Here is a 23513-nt window from a genome sequence, read left to right as displayed (position 1 = left end):
AAGGTCGCGGCAGCGGGATGAGGGGGCGAGGGTAGAGATATGCAGAGAGCTAGCCCCCTCATCTGCCCCTTCGGGCATATTCTCCCCAGATGGGGAGAAGAAATTTCGGCGCAAATCAACTCATCTGGCTGATGAAGCGGGTCTCCAGATAGGCCTGAACCGCTTCCGAGCCGCCTTCCGTGCCATAACCGGAATCCTTGATGCCGCCGAAGGGGACTTCCGGCAGCGCAAGGCCGTTATGGTTGATCGTCAGCATGCCGGCCTCGACCTGCTGGCCAAGCGCATGTGCGGTCTTGACCGAGCCGGTGAAGGCATAGGATGCAAGGCCGAAGTGCAGGCGGTTTGCTTCGGTGACGGCGTCATCGAAGGTCGAGAATCGGTTGATAATGGCGACAGGACCGAAGGGCTCGTCGTTCATGATCTTTGCCGTGGTTGGCACATTGGCGAGAACCGTCGGTTCGAAGAAGTTGCCCTTGTTGCCGATGCGGCGACCGCCGGTCTTCAATTCGCCGCCATGGGAAACGGCGTCGCTGATGAGGCCTTCCAGCGCCGGAATGCGGCGCTCATTGGCGAGCGGGCCCATGATGACGCCCTCTTCGAGGCCGTTACCGACCTTGACCGCCTTGGCGGCTTCCACGAAGCCTTCAAGGAAACGGTCCGCCACGCCGTCCTGCACGAGGAAGCGGGTGGGGGCGACACAGACCTGGCCGGCATTGCGAAATTTCGACAGCGAAGTCACTTCGATCGCCTTTTCAATATCGGCGTCGTTGAAGATCATCACCGGCGCATGGCCACCGAGTTCCATGGTGGCGCGCTTCATGTGCTTGCCGGCCAGCGCGGCGAGGTGTTTGCCGATCGGCGTGGAGCCGGTGAAGGAAATCTTGCGGATGACCGGATGCGGGATCAGATATTCCGAAATCTCGGCGGGAACACCATAAACGAGGCCGATGACGCCGGCGGGCACACCCGCATCCACGAAGGCGCGGATCAGTTCTGCCGGCGAAGCCGGTGTTTCTTCCGGCGCCTTGACGATGATGGAGCAGCCGGTGGCAAGGGCTGCGGAGAGCTTGCGAACGATCTGGTTGATCGGGAAGTTCCATGGCGTAAAGGCTGCGACGGGGCCGACAGGCAGCTTGATGGCGAGCTGGGAAACGCCGGTTGCGCGTGCGGGGATGACCTGGCCATAGGTGCGGCGCGCTTCTTCGGCAAACCAGTCGATGGTATCGGCGGCGGCGATGATTTCACCGGCGGACTGGGCAAGCGGCTTGCCCTGCTCGCGGGTCATCATATAAGCGATCTTGTCCTTGCGCTCGCGCAGGATATCGGCCGCCCTGCGCATGATCTTCGAGCGCTCGAAGGGTGAGGTGTCGCGCCACACCTTGAAACCGCGCTCGGCGGCGGCAAGCGCCAGATCGAGATCTTCCTTTTCGGCATGGGCGATGGCGCCGATGATTTCGTCGGTTGCCGGATCGGACACGGCGATCGTCTTGCCGGAAACGGCGTCTCGCCATTCGCCATCAATGAGAAGTTTGATGTCGGGATAGGTGTGCATAGGGGCTACCTTCATGATGCGGCCGATACGGCGAAATGCCGTCCGGCCCGGAGACGTGAACAGAATTTTCCTGGCCGGACGATATCCGGCATCGCGGCTCTCGCTGCGCGGAACGAATGTCTTGGTATTTCCGGCAAACAGGCTTTTCGAAAGGCCGGAAACGGAAGCGACAGTCTTTATATTAAGTTCCGGGCGGTATGTTTCAACCGTCCACTGCGGCAATCGCCATGATTTTTCTGTGAAATGGAACCAGTCTCCGGTCATTCCGGTTTGGCACGCATCCGGCGCTGAATTTCCAATGGTCCTTACGGCGAGTTCGTGCGAATCACTTGTTTCCATCCTTAGGCGGCAAAGCGTTTGCCTCAATTCGGCCTTTGTCACGCCGGACGGATTGGTGGGAGGAGGGAAACTCGGCTGCTGCTTGCGTCATAACAGTGCGCGAAACATGAAAAAGTACAATAAGACGGAAAAATTATCCAAAGGGTTTACTCAAAACCTAGAGAAAATACGGATAAAATCTCAGTGAGGATATAACATCCATTCCTGATATATATTGCGGATGTCGGTTCCCTTGACCTTCAAAGGTTGGCGAAAACCCTCGACCCGAACGTTATCGATGGAGAAAAAGTATGAGTTTCGCCCGGGTACTTCTCAGTGCTTTCCTGTCACTCATGTGGCTTTCCTGTGCCGAAGCCGGAACGATCGCCAAGCCGCAAGGCAAGCCGATATTAACCATATCCGGAAACATCACCAATACCAATGCGGAGGGTGCGGCGCAGTTTGACCGCGACATGCTGGAAGCGCTTGGCATGGTGACGGTGGAGACGACGACGCCCTGGCACGATGGCCGCGTCCGCTTCGATGGCGTATCTCTGGCAAAATTGATGGATGTCGTCGGCGCAAAGGGCGATACCGTCACGGCGGTCGCGCTCAATGATTATGTCAGCACGATACCGGTTGAGGATTTTAAGAAATTCAACGTTATCCTCGCGATCAAGCTGGATGGCAATTACATGACAGTTCGCGAAAAGGGCCCGTTGTTTGTCATTTATCCCTATGACAGCGACCCGGAGCTGCAGAAGCAGACCTATTATTCGCGGTCCGCATGGCAAGTCGCCAAACTGATAGTGGAATAAAGGTGTCGTTTGCGAAAACTTGTGGCGGTGATCATCTGTTGCTTCGTCCTGGCAACGGGCTATATCGCTTTCGTCATTGCCGAGCGGCAGACCGCTCTGCAGAAATTCGCCCGCTACAACGACTCTTGGGCCGTCAGCCAGACCGTGGCGGAATATCTGCGCCTCCAGAACAAGCTGGCCGTTTTCGCGCTTAGCCCCGGCAAGATCGACCGGGACGAATTGCAGCTGCGTCTCGATATCATGCTCAGTCGGCTTGAGCTGTTGAAGCAGGGCAATCTTGGGGCTTTCATTAATGAAAAGCAGCAGTGGCGGGATCTCGTAACCCAGCTCGATACGGTTCTGGCCGATATGGAGCAGCGGGTTGACCATCTGGAGCCGGCCGACGTGCCGGCTATGCTTTCGGCCATGAGTGCTCTCGATGCGCCGATGACCACGCTGGCATCGTCTTCCGTCGCTTATGACGTCAATCTGATCGATACCGCCCATGAGGATGTGCGCAAGCTGCATATCGTCTATACCGCGCTGGCCGGTGGTCTCATCCTGTGCGGCATCGCGCTGGTAATATTGCTGCTACGCCAGAATGATCTTTTGAACCGCGCGCAAAAGAGCATGCGCGGGCTGACGGATGACCTGCGTGCCGCCACTCTCGAATTGCAGGCGAAGAATGTCCGGCTGGAGCATGACGCCTATCATGATGCGCTGACCGGCCTGCCGAACCGCTCGTTGTTCCGGCAGGAGTTGATCGAGCGGTTGCGCCGTTCCTTCGGGGGCAGCGGCACGACAGCCATCCTCCTGCTTGATCTCGACGGCTTCAAGGACGTCAACGATACACTCGGCCACGATGCGGGTGATGCGCTGCTTCAGGCCGTGGCGCAGCGCCTTTCAGGCATCAGCGGCGATTACGATATGGTTTGCCGCCTGGGCGGCGATGAGTTCGCCGTTGTCTCCGACGATCTCAACGAGGATGCGGCGCGCCGTCTCGCCTCAAAGCTCATCGACCAGATCAGCCGGACCTATCAGCTTGGCGAGCAGGAGGTCAAAATCGGCACCTGCATCGGTATTGCCATATCGCACGGCGCCGTCGACGCGGACGAATTGTTCAAGCGCGCCGATCTGGCTCTTTATGAGGCCAAGGCCATCGGCCCCGGCCGGGCGAGCGTCTTCAAGGTCCGCATGCAGAAGCAGCTGACCGAGAAGAAATCCTTCGAGGCCGATCTGCAAACAGCGCTGCAGAACGACGAGATGGAGGTCTATTACCAGCCGCAGGTAGCGACGCAGACCCGCGAGCTCTGCGGCTTTGAGGCGCTTTTGCGCTGGAAGCATCCGGTGCGGGGCGATGTGCCGCCCAGCGTGTTCATTCCCGTCGCGGAAAGAACGGGCCTCATCCACTCGCTCGGAAAATGGGTGATGGAAACCGCCTGCCGCGAGGCGATGAGATGGGACGAGGACATGAAGGTGGCGGTCAATCTCTCGCCGGTTCAGTTCCACAGCACCAGCCTCATCCAGAACGTGATGGGTGCGCTGGAAAAAAGCGGGCTGGAGCCTAGCCGGCTCGAGCTTGAAATCACCGAATCCATCCTGCTCAACAAGAGCGACCAAACGATCAATACGCTGACGCGGCTGAAGGATGTCGGCATCCAGATCGCCATGGACGATTTCGGCACCGGTTATTCCTCTCTCGCAAATCTCCGCGGCGTGCCCTTTGACAAGATAAAGATCGACCGGTCCTTTCTGCGCGATATCACCAGCGACCGCGATGCGCTGGCGATCGTTGAATTCGTGGTTGGTGTCGGCCGCAGTCTGCGCATGACCACGATTGCCGAAGGCATCGAGACGGAAGAGCAATATGAGTGCGTCAGACGTCTGGGATGCGATCAGGTTCAGGGATATCTGATCAGCCGGCCTTTACCGGCCAAGGAGCTGGTGGCCTGGAGTTCCGTCTGAACAAGAATTGCTTCCGCTTCGGCGGAGCGCATCCAATTTCAGGATGATGCGCCGTTCAGCGCGAAAACCGATACCGGTTGTCGCGCCGATGCTGTAGACCACTCCCGGTCGCTACGGGATCATTCGGGTAAAGCGACCGGGTTTTGGGAAAAGGTTTGAGACATGGAAATACTGGACGTGCATGGAGTAGCTCTACCCCTCTCTTCCCATGAGGTGTCGCCCGTCATCTGGCAGGCGCTGACCGATGGCAGCTATGAGGCGAAAGAGGCCCGCAGCGTCCTGAAAGCCATCAAGCCAGGTGACCGCGTGCTTGAGCTGGGATCCGGTATCGGGATTATCACCTCGATCATCGCCGGCATAAAGGACGTGTCCGTCTGGGCCTTCGAGGCCAACCCCTCGACGGCGGCGCTGGCAGAGCGGGTGATCAAGGCCAATTGCCGCGGTAACGTTGAGTTTTCACAGGGGCTTCTTACCGCCGACGAGCCAAGCTCCTATGCTTTTTATGTCCGCAAGGATCTCTGGATGTCGTCCATGGACGAATACCAGGGCCCCTATGAAAAACGCATCGAAATCTCTTCCGAGAATATCGATGAATTTATTGCAAGCAAAGGCATCACAGCCCTCGTCATGGACATCGAGGGCGCGGAACGCGATCTGCTCGGCAGGGCCGAACTTGCCGGCGTGGAGCGGATATTCGTCGAACTGCATGACCATCTTTATGGCCTCGCCGGGGTCCGCGATATCATGCAGGCGCTGACCGCCAAGGGATATGCCTATGATCCGCGCGGCTCGCGTGGTCCCTGTGTGTTGTTCTCGAAGGATGACAGCCCACGGGAATATGATCCCGAAGTAGACTGAGGCCGCGTCGAATTCACGGAACCCTTCGCCGGTCATCCCCGTTCTCACACTCGCATGAGGGCGCGGAGCGGGTCGACACGTGTGCCGGAATGGTATGCGGGCCGAGAAGATAATTTCATAAACGGCAATTCATTCCCAATTATTGTTGCAATTGTTGCAACCGTTATCCTGCGTCATCATCCCTCCATCAAACCGGCGCACAACAGGCTGCGCCGGAGATGCCAACGCAACCGAAGGAGTAACGATCATGGGCTTTGTTAAGACGACAGACGGAACCGAAATCTTCTACAAGGACTGGGGCCCGAAGGATGCCCAGCCGATCATGTTCCACCATGGCTGGCCGCTCTCGTCCGATGACTGGGATGCGCAGATGCTGTTCTTCGTTTCCAAGGGTTTTCGCGTCGTCGCCCATGACCGCCGTGGCCATGGCCGTTCCGCCCAGGTTGCTGACGGACACGACATGGATCACTACGCCGCCGACGCCTTTGCCGTCGTCGAAGCTCTCGATCTGAAGAACGCCGTCCATATCGGCCATTCCACCGGCGGCGGCGAAGTCGCCCGTTATGTCGCAAAGCATGGCGAACCCGCCGGCCGTGTCGCCAAGGCGGTTCTCGTTTCCGCCGTGCCGCCGCTGATGCTCAAGACCGAGGCCAATCCGGAAGGCCTGCCCATGGAGGTTTTTGACGGCTTCCGCTCGTCGCTTGCCGCAAACCGTGCGCAATTCTTCCGCGATGTGCCGGCCGGTCCCTTCTATGGCTTCAACCGCGATGGCGCGACTGTTCATGAAGGCGTTATCCAGAACTGGTGGCGTCAGGGCATGATGGGCGGCGCAAAGGCCCATTATGACGGCATCAAAGCCTTCTCGGAAACCGACCAGACCGAAGACCTGAAGAATATCAGCGTTCCGACGCTGGTGCTGCACGGTGAAGACGACCAGATCGTGCCAATTGCCGACTCCGCCCTGAAATCGGTGAAGCTGTTGAAAAACGGCACGCTGAAGACCTATCCCGGCTTCTCGCACGGCATGTTGACGGTGAATGCCGATGTGCTGAACGCCGATCTTCTGGCCTTCATCAAGGGCTGATCTTTGGGCGAAAAGGAGTACGGCCTGATATTAGGCCGTATTTCGGGATTGGTCCAGAACCTCTCCCCCACACGCAACGTCATCCTGGGGCTTGACCCGAGAATCCATTCTTCGTGCGGCGGAGGATCCTCGGGTCAAGCCCGAGGATGACGCTGCGTGTGGGGAGACGGACGGAGGTACTTCCCACATCATGTCATCAGACGAGCTTTGCCTTCCAAGCCTCGCGATAAGAACCAAGTCCTTCAATGACGCCCGGGGCAAAATGACGCTCGCGGCCGGCAAGCGGCCTGGTGCCGGTAAGGAGCGCGGCACCGGCGCTGGTGCCGGTGGAGCCGCTGACTGCGATCACTTCCGTATCGGCAAAACCCGCTAGCGCCTTGAGATAAAGGGCGTTGCTGGCGAATGGGCCTTCAACGAGCACTGGGCCTTTCCGCCCGATAAGCGAAAGACTGAACTCCGTCATCAGGGCAAGATAAAGCGCTGCCGCTGCGTGTCTCTCGGCGACAGTGGCATTGTCGTCGCCTATCCAGCACGCTGTTTTATCGGGGAAGGGGCCGGAACCGCTGACAATGCTGGGCAACAGCATCATGCCTTTGGCAATCACGCTTTTGAGCGAGGCCTCGATTGCTTCCTCCGGGGCATGCCCGAATTGCTGTGCAAGCATTTCATATTCCCTGCCGCCCATGAAGCGAGACGAGGGAACGGGACGGCCGAAAGCATCGACATTCAGGAGTGTGTCACGGGTGGGGTCGAGCGAACCCGCCGCGCCGCCGATGGCGAAATTCACCACCCAGGTGCCGGTGGAGACGACCGAAAAATCTCCGTCCCGGCGCAGAAGATGCGGCAGGAGCGATGCGTTGGAATCGTGGATGCCACAATAGACCGGCATATGCGGTGAAAGACCGGTTTCCATTGCCAGCGACGGGCGGATTGTTCCCAGCACATCGAAAGCGGAGCGAACCGGCGCCATCAAATGCTCGATGCCGAGACGCGCGACAAGCGAGGAGAAACTTTTCCGCCGTGGGTTCCAGAGATCCGTATGGCAGCCGAGCGAGGTCGTTTCCGTGGCCTGAATGCCCGTCAGTCGCCCCGCCCAATATTGCGCATAGGTGACGATGCTGCGCACTCTTGAGAAATCGTCTGGAAAGGCCGTTTTCTGGAAATGGATTTGCGCGCCAAGGTTCAGCCCGACGGGAAGCTGCGGTGAGCCGGTCTCGGCAAAATCGGGCCTGATGCCGCGATAGGCTTCTTCAATGGCTCCGGGATAGCTGTGTTCATAATCGAGCACCGGCATGGCGAGATCGCCGTTGCCATCGAGAAGTGCTGCCGAAGCGCCATGGGTGGTGATGGAAATTGCATCGAAACCGGGCTTCTGGCCGAAACGCTGAAGTGCGGAGAGAATGAAGCGCCAGAGCATTTCCACATCGTAGTGCGGATAAATTCCATCACGAAGGACGGGGTTCGCCTGTTTCTCGCCGACAATCTCTTCGCCGCTGCCGGTGTCGATGACGACGACCTTGGCATTGGTCTTGCCGATATCGATGACCGCGACGCGGCCCGGTTTGATGCTCTCGCTCATGGCAGATGGAACACCGTCACAAGATCTTTTGCGACCGGCGAATGATCGGGATTGCTCTCCATGATATCGGCCATATGAGCCCACCACTTCTTCATCACGGGATGGTCGGGCAGTGCCGCCATGCCGTGGTTCTTCGGGCGCGTCAGCACGCCGAACAGGATGTTGGTTTCCGGGTCGAGATGGATGGAGTAATCGCTTACACCCGCCTCGCGCAGCAGCGCCACCAGTTCCGGCCATATCTCGTCATGGCGCTTTTTATATTCGGCCTCTTTTCCGGCAAAGAGTTTCATCCTGAAGGCGTGTTTTTCAAGTTCCGGCATGGCTCAACCTCTCATTGTTCAGTTTCTGAGGGCCCGAAGGCGACGGACAACGATGGGGATGGCGATGGTGACGATGAGCAGCAGACCGACGAAGATCGACATGACGATACCGGGCACATTCAGAAGACCGAGCCCGAAGGTGACGAGGCCCATGACGAAAGCGGCAATGACCACGCCTGCAATGGTGCCGGAGCCACCGAGGATGGAGACACCGCCGAGCACCACCATGGTCACCACCTCAAGCTCCCACCCTTGAGCAATGGACGGGCGCGTGGAGCCGAGCCGCGACGTGAGGCAGACGGCGGCAATGCCGCTCATCAGGCCGGTGAGCAGGAACAGGATGAACTTTACCCGCTCGACCGGAATTCCGGAGAAACGGGCGGCGAAGGAGTTGTTGCCGATCACATAGACCTGCCGGCCGAAATTGGTGGCGTGCAGCAGAATGGCGAAGAGGATGGCCATGGCGATGAACAGCACGAATTCGAAAGAAATCACCGAGAAAACGTAACCCTGACCGAAATAGGCAAAATCGGCCGGATATTTGCCATAGGCCTGATCGCCCAGCACCATGTAGGAAATGCCGCGAAACAGGCTCATCGTGCCGATGGTGACGACGATGGACGGCAGCTTCAGCCCTGCGACCAGAAAACCGTTGAAGGCCCCGCACAAAAGCCCGGTGCCGATGCCGATGGCGACGAGGCCGGGCGTGCCGACCCCCATCTGCACTGCCGCACCCATGGCGGTGGAGGCGAGCGCGATGATGGCGGCGACGGAAAGATCGATTTCACCGGCGATGATCAACAGCGCCATGGCGAAGGCGATGATCGCCTTTTCCGTGAAATTGAAGGTCGCATCCGACAGGTTCCACGCATTGAGGAAATAGGGCGAGGCCAGGGAATTGGCGATGAAGATGAGGATCGCAACGCCAAGCAGCAGCACTTCCCAGCTGGCCATGATGCGGCGTAGCGGCGTGCCGAGCTTGTCTGGAATGACGCGCGGATTCTGCGCTGGTTGAGGTGTCGTGCTCATGCTGCGGCCTCCCTGGCCTGATCGCTTGCTGCGCGGTCACGCAGGATGATGCGGCCTTTTCGCGCTTCGGCGCGGGCGTTGAACACGACGGCAAGCACGATCACCACGCCGGAAATCGCCATCTGCGCGAAGGGCGAGATGCCGATGACGGGCAGGGCGTTCTTGATGACGCCGAGGAACAGCGCGCCAAGCACCGCACCCGCCACCGAGCCGATGCCGCCGGCAATCGAGATGCCGCCGATCACATTCGCCGCCACGCTGTCCAGCTCGAAACCAGCGGCGATATCGACATAGGCAACCGCATAACGCGAGACCCAGAGATAGCTGGCGAGACCGGCGAGCGCGCCTGACAGCACGAAGGCGAAGAAGCGCGTGCGGCCGACATCGATGCCAGCATAGACGGCCGCACTCGGATTACCGCCCGATGCATAGGCCGAGCGGCCGAAGGAGGTGCGGCTGAGCACCAGCCACGCGCCGGCGATGATGAGGATCGCCACCCAGGAAAGCACCGGCATGCCGAGGATCATGGTGCGCGGCACATTGAGGAAGGTCGGCGAAAGCTGGTGCGCATTCACCCAGCCGCCGCCCGACAGCACGAAGGCCATGCCGCGATAGATGGTGAGCGTTCCGAGTGTGACGACGATGGGCGGAATGCCGAGCCACCAGACCAGCACGCCGTTGAGCGAGCCGAGAAAGGCGCCGATGCCGACCGCCATGACGATGAGCAGCGGCAGGGGAATACCCGGAAAGGCGGCATTGGTCATGGCCACCGCCATGCCGGTGAAGGCGAGATTGGCGGCAACCGAAAGATCGATGGATTTGGTGAGAATGACCGCCATCTGGCCAAGCGCCAGAATGATGAGGATGGACGTGTCATTGAAGATATTGACGAGATTGCCGGGCCGGCTGAAACCGGGCGCGCGCAGCGCAAAACCGGCGATCATGATGAGGATGATGCCTGCCAGCAGCCATTCGCGATTTTTGAGTAGACGTTGCATGGTTTTGCCCCTCTCAGGCATTGCCGGTGGCGGCGCGCACCAGCTTTTCCGGAGAAAAATCGGCGCGTTCGAACTGGCCCGCCATCAGGCCTTCGCGCATGACGATGGCGCGGTCGGACATGCCGAGGATTTCGGGAAGTTCGGATGAAATCATGATGATGGAGAGCCCTTCGGCGGCAAGCTCGCTGATGAAACCGTGCACGGCGGCCTTGGAGCCGATATCGATGCCCTTGGTGGGTTCATCGAGAATGATGACCTTGGGCTGGGTGGCGAGCCACTTGCCGATCACCACCTTCTGCTGGTTGCCGCCTGAAAGCGTGCCAACCGGCACCGAAAGGGCGGCCGCGCGCAGATCGAGCCGCGAGGCATATTTGCGCGCGAGCGCGAATTCATTGGCGGCGGCCAGAAACCCCTTGCGCGAGGTACGCGTGAGCGATGGCAGCGACATGTTCTGGTAGATCGGCATGTCGAGTGCCAGCCCATGGCGGCCGCGTTCTTCCGGCACATAAACGATGCCGGCGCGGATCGCGTCTTCCGGCGAGCGGATGGTGAGCGGCTGGCCTTCCAGCGATACCTGTCCCGAAGCCGGCCGGGTAATGCCGAACAGCGACTGGCAGAGTTCGGAGCGACCGGCGCCGATCAGCCCGTAAAGGCCGAGAATCTCGCCCTTGCGCAGTTCGAGCGAAATATCGCGGAATTCCGTCTGATGCGAATAATCACGGACCGAAAGAACCGTCTGACCAAGTGTGACGGCCTGCTTGGGAAAGGCGTTCGTCACGTCGCGACCGACCATCAGCCGCACAATCTCGTCCTGCGGCGTGGCCGCAAGATTGCCCGCACCGACCATCCTGCCGTCGCGGAACACGGCGTAGTTCTCGGCGATCTCATAGACTTCATCGAACTTGTGGCTGATGAAGAGGATCGCCTTGCCCTGCCGCTTCAGGTTTTCGACGATGCGAAAGAGATCGTCGATCTCCTTGCGAGAAAGCGCAGCCGTCGGTTCGTCCATGATGACGATGCGCGCCTCGACCGACAGCGCGCGGGCGATGGCGACGAGGTGGCGCTGGGCAATGGACAGGTCCTTCAGCCGGATCGTCGGATCGATGGTGCTTTCCGTTTGTTCCAGCAGGGTTCTGGCGCGCGTGTTGATGGTCTTCCAGTCGATCAGACCGAAACGGCCTTTTGGCGCATGGCCTAGGAAGATGTTTTCGCCGACGGAGAGCTCGTCGAACAGCACGGTTTCCTGATGAATGGCGGTCACGCCGGCATCGATGGCGTCCTGTGCGCTGTGAAAATGGACAGGCTGACCATCGAGAAGGATTTCGCCCTCGTTCGGGCGGTAAATGCCGGTGAGGATTTTGACGAGCGTGGATTTGCCCGCGCCGTTTTCACCGATCAGCGCGGTGACCTTGCCGGGATAAAGCGCGATATCGACACCATCCAGCGCTTTGACGCCGGGGAATATCTGGCTGATGCCGCGCATTTCGAGAATGGGCGTGGCGCTGGAAGTCGCTGGTATGTCTATGGTTTGGGTTTCAGCACGCATCATTCCGTCTTACCGGTCTGTTTTGAGTGAAGTGGCGAGGGGCACCCCCCTCTGCCCTGCCGGGCATCTCCCCCTCAAGGGGGAGATCGGCAAGCGGATAGCACCCTGCCTTATGGATCGAGCGGGTGCGGCATATCGATCTCCCCCCTTGAGGGGGAGATGCCCGGCAGGGCAGAGGGGGGTGCCCTCCGCAGACTGCCGTCACTTCTCAAGATCAAAAAATCTTCGAGAACTGATCGATATTCTTCGCATCATAAACAAACGGATCGGCCATCGCCGCTTCGCTGTTTTCGCCAACCTTGATCTTGCCCATGCGGCCGGCTTCGATTTCCGAGCCCGGCTTGCCATCGGTTTCGCCCTTCACCAGGCGATAGGCGATCTGGGTGGCGGAGTAGCCGAGGTCGATCGGGTTCCAGATGGCGAATTCCTTGGTGGCGCCCGACTTGATGGCGCCGGCCATTTCAGACGGCAGGCCAAGGCCGGTCACATAGACCTGACCGATCTTGCCCGCGTCCTTCACGGCCTGCGAGGCGGCGAGAACGCCAACCGTTGTCGGCGCAACGATAACCTTCACATTCGGCTGCGAGGAGAGCAGGCCCTGCGCTTCGCGGTAGCTCTTGTCGGCCAGATCGTCGCCGTAAACCGTGGTGACAAGGTTGAGGCCGGGGAAATCCTTCAGCTGCTTCTTCATCTCATCGATCCAGATATTCTGGTTCGTGGAGGTGGTGGTGGCCGAAAGAATGGCGAAATCGCCCTTGCCGCCTTCCAGATGCGATGCCGCAAGCTGCAGGCACATCTTGCCGATCAGCGCGTTGGAAGAGGGATTAAGCTGGAGAATGCGGCCTTCCGGTGCGACGCCCGAATCCCAGGAGATGACCTTGATGCCGCGCTGTGCCGCCTTTTTCAGTGCGGGAACCACGGCGTCGGGGTCATTGGCGGAAATGGCGATGGCGTCTACGCCCTGCGCGATCAGCGAATTGATGACTTCGATCTGGCCTTCCGCCGTGGTGCTGGTCGGGCCGGTATAGATGATCTCGACGCCGCCGAGGTCTTTTGCTGCTTCCTGCGCGCCCTTGTTGGCGGCTTCGAAAAAGCCGTTGCCGAGCGATTTGACCACAAGTGCGATCTTCACATCGGCGGCCTGGGCAACGCTGCCCAGTCCTGCGACGGAGAGCGCCGCGCTGAGCGCCAGAGCGCTCGTCAATGTTCTGCGTGTAAGTTTCATGTCCCTTTTCCTCCCGTTTTGAACCTTTTCCTCCCTCCGGTGCTCCTCAGGCGACCGAAGAAGAATCCTCTTCATCCGGTGGGGCGGCTGTCTTGCCATCCCTCACCGCGCCGACGACCAGCAATTCGACGCCGGCATCTTCCACCATCCTCGCCGCCTCATCGGAAATCCCGTCATCGGTAATGATGGTCGAGACATTTTCGAGCGGGCATAAAATGAGGCTGGATCGCTTTCTGAATTTCGAAGAATCGACCATGACGATCAGCTCTTCCGCCTGCCGCATCAGCTTCTGCTCGCTCTGGATAACCAGTGCGTCGGATTCCATGATGCCGAGTGCGCCCACGCCTTGCGCACCGAGAAAAATCCGACGCGCATAAAAATTGCGGATCGCATCATTCTCGAAAGGCGAGAGGATAAGGCTCTGATCCCGATAGATCGCGCCGCCCGGAACGCTGACATTGCATTTGGAATGCTTGACCAGATGCTCGGCGATGGCGAAAGAATTGGTCATGACCTGCAGGCGTCGCGCTGCCATGTAATGCACCATCTGGAATGTGGTCGTGCCGCCATTCAGGATGATCGCGTCGCCATCGTGGCAGAGATCGACCGCCTTGCGCGCAATTGCGCGTTTCTTGTCGATATTGACCGATTCGGACACGCGGAACGGCCTTGCGGCCAGATTGCCGAGCTGCGGCGGATGCACCGCTTCGGCCCCGCCGCGCACGCGGCGCAATTTGCCCTGAACATGCAGAGACGCGATATCCCGGCGGATCGTCGCTTCAGACGCATCCGTCAGTTCGGCAATATCCTGCACCGTCACGACAGCTTTTTCCTGCGTGGCGCTCAAGATGATGCGATGGCGTTCGCGTTCGTGCATGGGGTCCTCCTGATTGTGATTATTCGCAATCTCTTTACGTTGTCAATCAAGAACGATCAAATTAATCAATATCGCGCTGCAACATGAAAATTTATGATCGTTTTTGATTGACATTATGCTTTTGGATGCGCGATATCTGCCGTCAAAGGAGGCGGGCCGGTATCGGCTCCGCGAATGCAGACAGATATTGGGAGGAAGACATGACGGGAAAATCCCGCCTTCTCGAAAGCCGTTGGGACGACGCCTATGCCAGAACGCTCGATGAGCCCGGCAAGCTGCTTTATCGCTCCAATCTGCTGGGTGCGGACAAGCGCATCACCAATTATGGCGGCGGCAATACCTCCGCAAAGGTGTTGGAAACCGATCCGCTGACCGGCGAGAAGGTCCGCGTCATGTGGGTCAAAGGCTCCGGCGGTGATGTCGGCACCATCAAGCTCGATGGTTTTGCGACGCTTTATCTCGACAAGCTGGAAGCGCTGAAGGGCATTTACAAGGGTGTCGAGGATGAAGACCGCATGGTCGGCTTCCTGCCGCATTGCACCTTCAACCTCAATCCGCGCGCGGCTTCCATAGATACGCCGCTGCACGGTTTCGTGCCTTACGATCATGTCGACCACATGCATCCGGACGCGATCATCGCCATTGCCGCCTCGAAGAATTCGAAAGAGCTGACGCAGCAGATTTTCGGTGACGATATCGGCTGGCTGCCCTGGCGTCGCCCCGGTTTCCAGCTCGGTCTCGATCTCGAAGCTTTCGTCAAGGCCAACCCCAAGGCCAAGGGCGTGGTGCTGGAAAGTCACGGCCTGTTCACCTGGGATAACGACGCCAAGGCGTGTTACGAGCTGACGCTAGCCATCATCAACAAGGCGATCGAATGGTTTGCTGCGCAGACCGAAGGCAGGACGATTTTCGGCGGTGCTGTCGCCAAGAGCCTGCCCCTTGCCGAACGCCGTGCCATCGGCGCCCGGCTGATGCCGGAAATCCGTGGCCGCATCGGCCGTGAGGAACGCAAGCTCGGCCATTTCGACGATCAGGACGCGGTGCTCGAATTCGTCAACTCGAAAGACCTGAAGCCGCTCGGCGCGCTCGGCACATCCTGCCCGGATCACTTCCTGCGCACCAAAATCCGCCCGCTGATCCTCGATCTCGATACGGCCAATCCCGATGTGGATGCGCTGACGGCCGGTCTCGACAAGGCGCTTGAAGCTTACCGCGCCGATTATACCCGCTACTATGAAGCCTGCCGCCACGACAATTCGCCTGATATACGCGACCCAAACCCGGTTATTTTCCTGATCCCCGGCGTCGGCATGTTGTCCTTCGCGAAGGACAAGGCCACCGCCCGCATTGCCGGCGAATTTTACGTCAACGCCATCAACGTCATGCGTGGTGCTTCTACCGTCTCCGAATATCAGGGCCTGCCGGAGCAGGAAGCCTTCGATATCGAATATTGGCTGCTGGAAGAGGCAAAGCTTCAGCGCATGCCGAAGCCGAAGAGCCTTGCCGGCCGGGTGGCCTTCGTCACCGGCGGTGCTGGCGGTATCGGCCGGGCAACGGCGGAAAGGCTGGCGGGCGAGGGCGCCTGCGTGGTTCTGGCGGATATTGACGAAGCGGCGCTGGAAGCCGCCAAGGGCGATTTCGTCAAGTGCTACAGCACTGACGCGGTGCGTACCGTCAAGCTTGACGTGACGAAAGAGGATGCCGTCATTGCGGCCTTCGCGGAAGCGAGCGTGGAATTCGGCGGCGTGGATATCCTCGTTTCTAATGCCGGTATCGCTTCCTCCGCTCCGGTGGAAGACACGACGCTTGCCATGTGGAACAAGAATATCGACATTCTCGCCACCGGCTATTTCCTCGTTTCGCGGGAAGCTTTCCGGCTGCTGCGGCGTCAGAATCTCGGCGGCAACGTGGTGTTCGTCGCCTCGAAAAACGGTCTCGCTTCCTCGCCCAATGCGTCCGCCTATTGCACGGCCAAGGCTGCGGAAATTCATCTGGCCCGTTGCCTCGCCCTTGAAGGGGCGGAAGCGGGCATTCGCGTCAATACCGTCAATCCCGATGCCGTGCTGCGCGGTTCGAAAATCTGGACTGGTGAATGGCGCGAACAGCGCGCGGCCTCTTCCAAGATCGAAGTGACCGATCTGGAGGAACATTACCGCAAGCGCTCCATGCTGAAGCTCAATGTCTTCCCGGAAGATATCGCCGAGGCGATCTACTTCCTGGCGTCCGACGCCTCCGCCAAGTCGACCGGCAACATCATCAATGTTGATGCCGGTAACGCGCAGAGTTTTACGCGGTAGGAATTTCGGCACGTCTTACCTCCGTCATTCCGGCTCAAGGCCGGAATGACGGAGGTGGGGCGATGAACTAGCATGCACTGGACCGATTCCGGGGAGGAAGAGATGACCGAGACGAAAATCGCCGCCGATGTGATCGCGGCGGAAAACGACAAGCGTGCTGCTGCGCTAAAGGACGATTATCAGGCGCTGGGCAACCAGCTTGCGCGCCGCAATATCGATATCGAGGCCGTCACGGCCAAGGTCGCGGAATTTTTCGTCGCGGTGCCATCCTGGGGTGTTGGCACCGGCGGCACCCGCTTTGCCCGTTTTCCCGGCACGGGCGAGCCGCGCGGCATTTTCGACAAGCTGGATGATTGCGCCGTCATCAACCAGCTGACGCGCGCCACCCCTAATGTTTCCCTGCATATTCCGTGGGACAAGGAAGACCCGAAGCGATTGAAAGCCCATGCCGATGCGCTGGGTCTCGGCTTCGACGCCATGAATTCCAACACGTTTTCGGATGCGCCGGGCCAGAGCCATTCCTACAAATACGGTTCGCTCAGCCACACGGACGCCGCCACGCGCCGGCAGGCGGTCGAGCACAACATCGAATGTATCGAGATCGGTAATGCCATCGGCTCAAAAGCGCTGACGGTGTGGGTGGGCGATGGTTCGAATTTTCCCGGCCAGAGCAACTTCACCAGAAGTTTCGAGCGTTATCTTGCCGCCATGGCCGATATCTACAAGGCGCTGCCGGATGACTGGCGCATCTTTTCCGAACACAAGATGTACGAGCCGGCCTTCTATTCGACCGTCGTGCAGGACTGGGGCACCAATTACCTCATCGCCAATACGCTCGGCGAAAAGGCCTTCTGCCTCGTCGATCTCGGCCACCATGCGCCGAACACCAACATTGAGATGATCGTCGCCCGGCTCATCCAGTTCGGCAAGCTCGGCGGTTTCCACTTCAACGACAGCAAATATGGCGATGACGATCTGGATGCCGGTTCAATCGAGCCATACCGCCTGTTCCTCGTCTTCAACGAGCTGGTGGATGCCGAATATCGCGGCGTGAAGGGTTTCCATCCCGCCCATATGATCGACCAGTCTCACAATGTGACGGACCCGATCGAAAGCCTGATCTCCAGCGCCAACGAAATCCGCCGCGCCTATGCGCAGGCGCTGCTGGTGGATCGCGCGGCCCTCGACGGCTACCAGCAGGACAATGATGCGCTGATGGCTTCCGATATGCTGAAGCGGGCCTATCGCACCGACGTCGAACCGATTCTTGCCCAGGCGCGGCAATTGGCGGGCGGCGCAATCGATCCGGTCGCGACTTATCGTGCGAGCGGCTATCGCGGCCATGTTGCGGCGAAGCGCCCGGCTTCGGTTGGCGGCAGCGGCGGGATTGTATAAGGGCGTTGTTTTTTGGGGACGTACCCCACACCCGTCACCCCGGACTTGATCCGGGGTCCAGTGCGATCAAGTCCTTGATCGCGCAAGAGTCTTTCACGGCGCAGACGCGCCGTGGCTGGATGCCGGATCGAGCCCGGCATGACGGAAATAATGTCACTTCCCGGAAGGCGATTGCCGGCGCACCTGAAACGTATGCTCCGGCCCGGGAAACGCCCCCGAGCGAACTTCACCGGCATAGGCGGCCGCTGCTTCCGAGACCGTCGGGCCCAGATCGGCGAAACGCTTGACGAATTTCGGTTTGAAATCGGTGAAGAGGCCGAGCATGTCGTCGGAAACGAGCACCTGCCCATCGCAGGCCGGCGATGCGCCGATGCCAACCGTGGGCGCGGCGAGTTTTTCGGTCAGCTCGCGGGCGAGCGGCTCGACGGTGCCTTCCACGACGATGGAGAAGGCGCCCGCCTGATCGACCGCAATCGCGTCACGCCAGATTTTTTGCGTTTCCGCATCCGAATGTCCGAGCGAGCGGAAGCCGCCAGCGGTGTGCACGAGCTGCGGCATGAGCCCGACATGGCCGAACACCGGAATGCCGCGCGCCACCAGAAAGGCGATGGTCTCCGCCATTTCCTCGCCGCCTTCCAGCTTCACGCCGTCGCAGCCGGTTTCCTGCATCAGCCGCACGGCATTGCGGAACGCCTGTTCCTTGGATTCCTGATAGGTGCCGAAGGGAAGATCGACGATGACGCAGGCATGTTCGACGCCGCGCATGACGGCGCGGCCATGGGCGATCATCATATCCAGCGTGACGCCGACCGTCGTGTCCATGCCGTAAAGCACCATGCCGAGGGAATCGCCGACCAGGAGCAGATCGCAATGCGGATCGAGCAGGCGGGCAATCGGCGTGGTATAGGCGGTCAGGCAGACGATGCGCGCCTCGCCTTTCATCTGCCGGATGGAGGCCGTCGTCAGCCGCTTGTGTTTTCCATGGGCGCTCATTCGGCCGCCTCCCGTTGATTGATCCTGTCGCGCCCGATGACGCGGTTGTCGAGGAGCCTCGTGCTGCCGAGCCTGACGAACAGCGCCACCAGCACCGGTCCCGCCTGCAATGAAGCAACGGGGGCGAGCGTATCGGGATCGCGCACCGCGACGACTTCCGGTGAGGCCAGCGGCTCGGCGGCGATGAATTTTTCTATGGCCGCCTCGAATGCGGCGGGGTCGTCGAAGCCTTCACCATAAAGCCGTTCCGCTTCGTCCAGCGCGCGCGGCACGATCACGGCGGCGGCGCGTTCCGCGTGGCTCAGATAGACGTTACGCGAGGAGCAGGCCAGCCCATCCGCCTCACGCACAGTGGTGACTGGCACGATACGGACCGGCTGGGCAAGGTCCTCGACCATGCGGCGGATCAGCGTCACCTGCTGATAATCCTTCTCGCCGAAATAGGCGGCATCGGGCTGGACGAGGTTAAAAAGCTTGGTCACGACCGTCGTAACACCTGCGAAATGCCCCGGACGTACCGCGCCTTCGAGCTCGCGGCCCAGTTCCGGCACATCCACGACGGTCTGCATCGGGCGTGGATACATTTCCGTCACCTCCGGCGCGAAAAGAATATCCACACCTGCCTCCTCCAGAAGTGCGCTGTCGCGGGCGAGATCGCGGGGGTAACGGGCAAGATCTTCATTGGCCCCGAACTGCAGCGGATTGACGAAGATCGACACCACTGTCACCTCGTTTTCAGCCTTCGCTTTGGCAACGAGCCTCAAATGGCCGATATGGAGAAAGCCCATGGTCGGCACGAAGCCGACAGTCTTTCCATCGCGGCGAAATGTGGCGGTCAGGCCGCGCAATTCGGCGACGGTTTTTACAAGGCGCATGGGCTCTCCTCCGGCTCCCCGATCGCCGTCCGGCGAAAGGTGCTGGATAGAACTCGATTTGCCGAACGGGGTCAACGCGGCTTTGAGCATTATATCGATTAACACCTTGAGGGGCGGTTCAGGACCCAGCAACCCAGATTGGCGGGCGCTTTTCAGCGAAGGCGTTCCTTCCTTCGCGCGCCTCTCCACCGGTGCTGATCGTGGCGATGACGCTTTCGGCAAAAGTGAGCCGGTCACCGCTCGGCATGTCGCGCATCGCCAGTAATGCCGCCTTTCCAGCTGCGATTGCACCCGGCGCGTTTTGCCGCAAGCGGGCAAGAACCTCCTCTATCACGCCATCGAGTGTAGCGGATGGCGCAGTGCGGTTGACAAGGCCCATGCGCTCGGCTTCCGCGGCGATGAACGGTTGGCCGAGATAGGCCATTTCGTGAAGCCTTCCCGGCGGTATTCTGGCCAGAAGTTTCGCCGCCACCATAGCCGGGAAAAGCCCGACGCGCACTTCCGGCAGGCCGAACTCGGCATGATCGGCGGCATAGGCAAGGTCGCAGGCCGCGATGAGCCCGAGCCCACCGGCCAGAACCCGACCATTGACGCGGGCAATCACGATCTTGTCGCAGATTTCGATGGCGCGTATCACATCGGCGATGGGGTTCGTTCCGTCTCTGGAGAGGAACATGCCGCCCGCACTTTCCTTCAGGTCAGCGCCGGAGCAGAAGCTGCGGTCTCCCGCAGCCGTTATCACCACGGCGCGAAGGTTGCCATCGCCGGAGGCCGCGCGGAGCGCATCCGTCAAGGCGTCGGTCATTGCGGCGTTCATGGCGTTGTGGACGTCCGGCCGGTTGAGCGTCAGCCACAGAACGTCCTTGCGCTTTTCGCTCAACAGTTCATCCGCCATGGGCATCACCCTCCATATTTGCGGCAAGCAGCGCCTTGCCGGCCCGGGCTGCATTCGCCCTGCCAAGATGCCGGCTGATCCAGTCTCCGGTTTTCGCCACCGCCATCAGGTCGATACCGGTTTTAATGCCAAGCCCGTGCAGCAGATAAACGACGTCTTCGGTGGCGACGTTGCCGCTGGCCCCCGGTGCAAAGGGGCAGCCGCCCAGCCCGGCGACGGAGCTGTCGAAGACCGAGATACCTTCATCCAGCGAGGCCAGCACATTGGCGACGCCCTGCCCATAGGTATCGTGGAAATGCATGGCGAGTTTTTCATGCGGGATGCGGGCAGACACCCGCTTGATGAGATTGCGAATCTGGTCCGCCGTGCCGACGCCGATCGTATCGCCGAGGGAAATTTCGTAACAGCCGAGCGCGATGAGCGCTTCTGCCATCGCCGCTACGTCATCTTGTGCAACCTTACCGTCATAGGGGCAGCCGGCAATGCAGGAGACGTAACCGCGCATGAGGATGTTTCGGCCAGCCGCAGCTGATGCGACATCGCGCAGGCGCTCGAGGCTTTCCGCACGCGAGCAGGCGATATTGTGCTGGCTGAAGCCTTCCGAGGCGGACACGAAAACCGCGATCTCGGTGACGCCAGCCTCAATGGCGGCCTCGAAACCTTTCATATTGGGGACAAGCGCAGGATAGGCCGTGTCGGGTCGGCGTTTAATGCCCTGAAACACATCGTTGGAACCTGCCATTTGCGGAACTTTGTTGGGTGAAACAAAGGCTCCCGCCTCTACAGCGGCCAGTCCGGCCGCAGCCAGTCGCTCGATCAATTCGATCTTGATGGCGGTGGAAACCTGCGCAGTTTCATTTTGCAGGCCGTCACGCGCACCCACTTCGACGATTTTGACGGTTCGCGGCCAACTCATCTCAGCCGCCGTCCGGCTCGAAATCCACCAGCACCGCACCGGCCGCGACCATATCGCCCTCGTTGCAATTGATGGCCGTGACGGTGCCTTTTGCCGGCGCACGGATCGTGTGTTCCATTTTCATCGCCTCCATCACCACAAGCGCCTCGCCGACTTCAACCGCAGCACCGCTGCTGCTCAGCAGGGCGCGGATGACGCCGGGCATGGGTGCTTCGAGACCGCCGGTATGGGTAGTGGAATCCGCGATATCGACGGGATCCGGCTGGCTGATGCGATAATGCTCGCTATCCAGAAAAAGCGCGTACCGGCCATCCTCCGCAAAGAAATGGCCCTGCCTTTTCCTGCCTTCCACGGTCGCACGGAATTTACCGTCCTCCGAGAGGATGCCATGGGCGCGGATCGCCCGTCCGTCGATCTCCAGCGAAAAACCATCCGCCTCATGCGTGACGCCGACGCCAAGCGGCTGGTTTTCAAACACGAAATACAGCTTTTCCCTTGCCGGCGCGTTCAGGCGGAAGGCGGTCGTCGTGTTCCACGGGCTATGGGGATCGGCCTGCGACCCCGGCTTTCCGTTTTTCTGCCGCGCGAGCAGCAGGCCAAGCGCGGCCATGGCTATCTCGTTCCCTTCCGTTGCTGCCGGAGCAAACAGCGCCGCTTCGTTACGGGCTATGAAGCCGGTATCGAGATCGGCCGCTCCGAAAGTATCCAGTCCCGCAAGCCGCGTCAGAAAGGCGGCATTGCTGGTGACGCCGAAGATCGCCAGTTTTTCGAGCGCCAACCGCAGACGCCGCACCGCCGATGGGCGATCATGGTCCCAGACGATCAGCTTGGCGATCATCGGATCGTAATGCACGGTGATGGCGTCGCCGGCGCGGATGCCGCTGTCGATCCTGACGTGAGGGCCCTGATCGGGAAAAACGAGATGGCTGACCTTGCCGATCGACGGCAGGAAATCATGCGCCGGGTCTTCGGCATAAATCCGCGCCTCGATGGCGTGGCCGTTTATGCTGAGACCGGTCCAGTCTTCCGGCAGGGCCTCTCCATTGGCGACGCGGATCTGCCATTCGACCAGGTCGAGACCGGTAATATATTCCGTCACCGGATGTTCGACCTGAAGCCTCGTATTCATTTCCATGAAATAGAAGTCGCCGGAAGGGGCGAGCAGAAATTCCACGGTTCCCGCGCCGCGATAATCGATGGCGCGGGCGGCGGCGATCGCCGCTTCATACATGCGCTGCCGAAGTGCATCGGGCAGGCCGGGGGCAGGGGCTTCCTCTATGACCTTCTGGTGCCGGCGCTGGATCGAGCAGTCGCGCTCGAAAAGCGAAACACAATTGCCCTGGCCATCGGCAAAAACCTGCACTTCCACATGGCGTGGCCGTTCCAGATATTTTTCGATCAGCATGCGGTCGTCGCCGAAAGCGGCAAGCGCTTCCCGCTTGGCGCCGGCAAGTTCGGCCGCAAATTCGCGTTTCTTGCGGACGATGCGCATGCCTTTGCCGCCACCGCCGGCCGAGGCCTTGATCAGCACCGGATAACCGATGCCGAGGGCCTCCTCGGCAAGCCGCGCATCGGCCTGATCCTCACCATGATAGCCCGGAACAACGGGGACGCCCGCCTTCGCCATCAGTGCCTTCGCCTCGCTTTTTCCGCCCATGGCGCGGATGGCATCGGGCGTTGGGCCGATGAAAACGAGACCGGCAGCGGCGCAGTCTTCCGCGAAACCGGCATTCTCGGAGAGAAAGCCATAACCCGGATGAATGGCCTCCGCGTTGCTTGTGCGCGCCGCGGCAATGATCTTTTCCGCATCAAGATAGGACGAACGCGCAGGCGCGGGGCCGATGCCAATGGCCTCGTCGGCAAGCGCCACATGCATGGCGTCACGATCGGCATCCGAATAGACCGCTACGGTGCGGATGCCCATCTTGGCGGCGGTGCGGATGATGCGGCAGGCGATCTCGCCCCTGTTGGCGATCAGTATTTTTGAGAACATG

General features: G+C 60.1%; 20 protein-coding genes. 7 read left to right on the top strand and 13 right to left on the bottom strand.

Translation table 11 applies throughout. The features are described from left to right. Positions 1-115 precede the first annotated feature (115 nt). Complete coding sequence (locus tag FY152_16885; protein ID UXS33846.1) at positions 116-1552, bottom strand: NAD-dependent succinate-semialdehyde dehydrogenase; 1437 nt, start codon at positions 1550-1552, stop codon at positions 116-118. 13 nt (positions 1553-1565) lie between these two features. Between FY152_16885 and FY152_16880 the strand changes: the two genes are divergently transcribed. From FY152_16880 to FY152_16860, 5 genes are all read left to right on the top strand, one after another. Beyond that, positions 1566-2078 (top strand): hypothetical protein, encoded by a 513-nt coding sequence (locus FY152_16880; protein ID UXS33295.1) that lies wholly within the window; start codon positions 1566-1568, stop codon positions 2076-2078. Positions 2079-2181: 103 nt separating this feature from the next. After that, a complete protein-coding gene (locus tag FY152_16875; protein ID UXS33845.1) occupies positions 2182-2688 on the top strand; it encodes an oxidoreductase in 507 nt (168 codons plus the stop codon). Between the two features lie 9 nt (positions 2689-2697). Beyond that, positions 2698-4632: an EAL domain-containing protein gene (locus FY152_16870; protein UXS33844.1), complete on the top strand. Its 1935-nt coding sequence runs from the start codon at positions 2698-2700 to the stop codon at positions 4630-4632. 162 nt (positions 4633-4794) lie between these two features. Continuing rightward, the gene (locus tag FY152_16865) at positions 4795-5490 is read left to right on the top strand and encodes an FkbM family methyltransferase (GenBank protein UXS33843.1); all 696 of its coding nucleotides are present in this window, start codon (positions 4795-4797) and stop codon (positions 5488-5490) included. A gap of 247 nt (positions 5491-5737) precedes the next feature. Next, the gene (locus FY152_16860) at positions 5738-6574 is read left to right on the top strand and encodes an alpha/beta hydrolase (GenBank protein ID UXS33842.1); all 837 of its coding nucleotides are present in this window, start codon (positions 5738-5740) and stop codon (positions 6572-6574) included. 196 nt (positions 6575-6770) lie between these two features. Here FY152_16860 and FY152_16855 read toward each other — a convergent pair whose 3' ends face one another. The 7 genes from FY152_16855 to FY152_16825 all read right to left on the bottom strand — a co-directional run bounded on the left by FY152_16855 (position 6771) and on the right by FY152_16825 (position 14148). Beyond that, positions 6771-8153: a carbohydrate kinase gene (locus FY152_16855; GenBank protein UXS33841.1), complete on the bottom strand. Its 1383-nt coding sequence runs from the start codon at positions 8151-8153 to the stop codon at positions 6771-6773. After that, positions 8150-8473 carry an L-rhamnose mutarotase gene (gene rhaM, locus FY152_16850; protein UXS33840.1) on the bottom strand — a complete coding sequence of 108 codons (324 nt, stop codon included), beginning with the start codon at positions 8471-8473 and terminating at the stop codon, positions 8150-8152. Before rhaM ends, FY152_16855 begins: the two co-directional genes overlap by 4 nt. Positions 8474-8491: 18 nt before the next feature. After that, the gene (locus tag FY152_16845; protein UXS33839.1) at positions 8492-9502 is read right to left on the bottom strand and encodes an ABC transporter permease; all 1011 of its coding nucleotides are present in this window, start codon (positions 9500-9502) and stop codon (positions 8492-8494) included. Continuing rightward, positions 9499-10500 (bottom strand): ABC transporter permease, encoded by a 1002-nt coding sequence (locus FY152_16840; GenBank protein ID UXS33838.1) that lies wholly within the window; start codon positions 10498-10500, stop codon positions 9499-9501. The genes FY152_16845 and FY152_16840 overlap by 4 nt, the downstream gene beginning before the upstream one ends. A gap of 13 nt (positions 10501-10513) precedes the next feature. Beyond that, positions 10514-12049: a sugar ABC transporter ATP-binding protein gene (locus tag FY152_16835; GenBank protein ID UXS33837.1), complete on the bottom strand. Its 1536-nt coding sequence runs from the start codon at positions 12047-12049 to the stop codon at positions 10514-10516. A gap of 211 nt (positions 12050-12260) precedes the next feature. Then, positions 12261-13271 (bottom strand): rhamnose ABC transporter substrate-binding protein, encoded by a 1011-nt coding sequence (rhaS, locus tag FY152_16830; GenBank protein ID UXS33836.1) that lies wholly within the window; start codon positions 13269-13271, stop codon positions 12261-12263. A 46-nt stretch (positions 13272-13317) separates the two neighbouring features. Continuing rightward, entirely contained in the window at positions 13318-14148 is an 831-nt protein-coding gene (locus FY152_16825) for a DeoR/GlpR transcriptional regulator (protein ID UXS33835.1), read from the bottom strand. A 200-nt stretch (positions 14149-14348) separates the two neighbouring features. On the opposite strand from FY152_16825, the gene FY152_16820 reads away from it, so the two are divergent. Further along, entirely contained in the window at positions 14349-16445 is a 2097-nt protein-coding gene (locus FY152_16820; protein ID UXS33834.1) for a bifunctional rhamnulose-1-phosphate aldolase/short-chain dehydrogenase, read from the top strand. Between the two features lie 102 nt (positions 16446-16547). After that, the gene (gene rhaI, locus FY152_16815) at positions 16548-17840 is read left to right on the top strand and encodes an L-rhamnose catabolism isomerase (protein ID UXS33833.1); all 1293 of its coding nucleotides are present in this window, start codon (positions 16548-16550) and stop codon (positions 17838-17840) included. Positions 17841-17993: 153 nt separating this feature from the next. On the opposite strand, the gene panB is transcribed toward rhaI, so the two are convergent. From panB to FY152_16790, 5 genes are all read right to left on the bottom strand, one after another. Beyond that, positions 17994-18833 carry a 3-methyl-2-oxobutanoate hydroxymethyltransferase gene (gene panB, locus FY152_16810; GenBank protein UXS33832.1) on the bottom strand — a complete coding sequence of 280 codons (840 nt, stop codon included), beginning with the start codon at positions 18831-18833 and terminating at the stop codon, positions 17994-17996. After that, on the bottom strand, positions 18830-19708 hold the full coding sequence (locus FY152_16805; GenBank protein ID UXS33831.1) for a pantoate--beta-alanine ligase: 879 nt from the start codon (positions 19706-19708) through the stop codon (positions 18830-18832). Before FY152_16805 ends, panB begins: the two co-directional genes overlap by 4 nt. Positions 19709-19826: 118 nt before the next feature. Further along, on the bottom strand, positions 19827-20603 hold the full coding sequence (locus FY152_16800) for an enoyl-CoA hydratase (GenBank protein ID UXS33830.1): 777 nt from the start codon (positions 20601-20603) through the stop codon (positions 19827-19829). Next, complete coding sequence (locus FY152_16795) at positions 20593-21519, bottom strand: hydroxymethylglutaryl-CoA lyase (protein UXS33829.1); 927 nt, start codon at positions 21517-21519, stop codon at positions 20593-20595. Before FY152_16795 ends, FY152_16800 begins: the two co-directional genes overlap by 11 nt. A 1-nt stretch (position 21520) precedes the next feature. Then, complete coding sequence (locus FY152_16790; GenBank protein ID UXS33828.1) at positions 21521-23512, bottom strand: acetyl/propionyl/methylcrotonyl-CoA carboxylase subunit alpha; 1992 nt, start codon at positions 23510-23512, stop codon at positions 21521-21523. Position 23513: the final 1 nt, after the last annotated feature.

Source organism: Agrobacterium tumefaciens (assembly GCA_025560025.1).
GTDB lineage: Bacteria > Pseudomonadota > Alphaproteobacteria > Rhizobiales > Rhizobiaceae > Agrobacterium.
The sequence above is the reverse complement of the archived record's forward strand: the minus strand, read 5'-3'. Positions and strand labels throughout refer to the sequence as shown.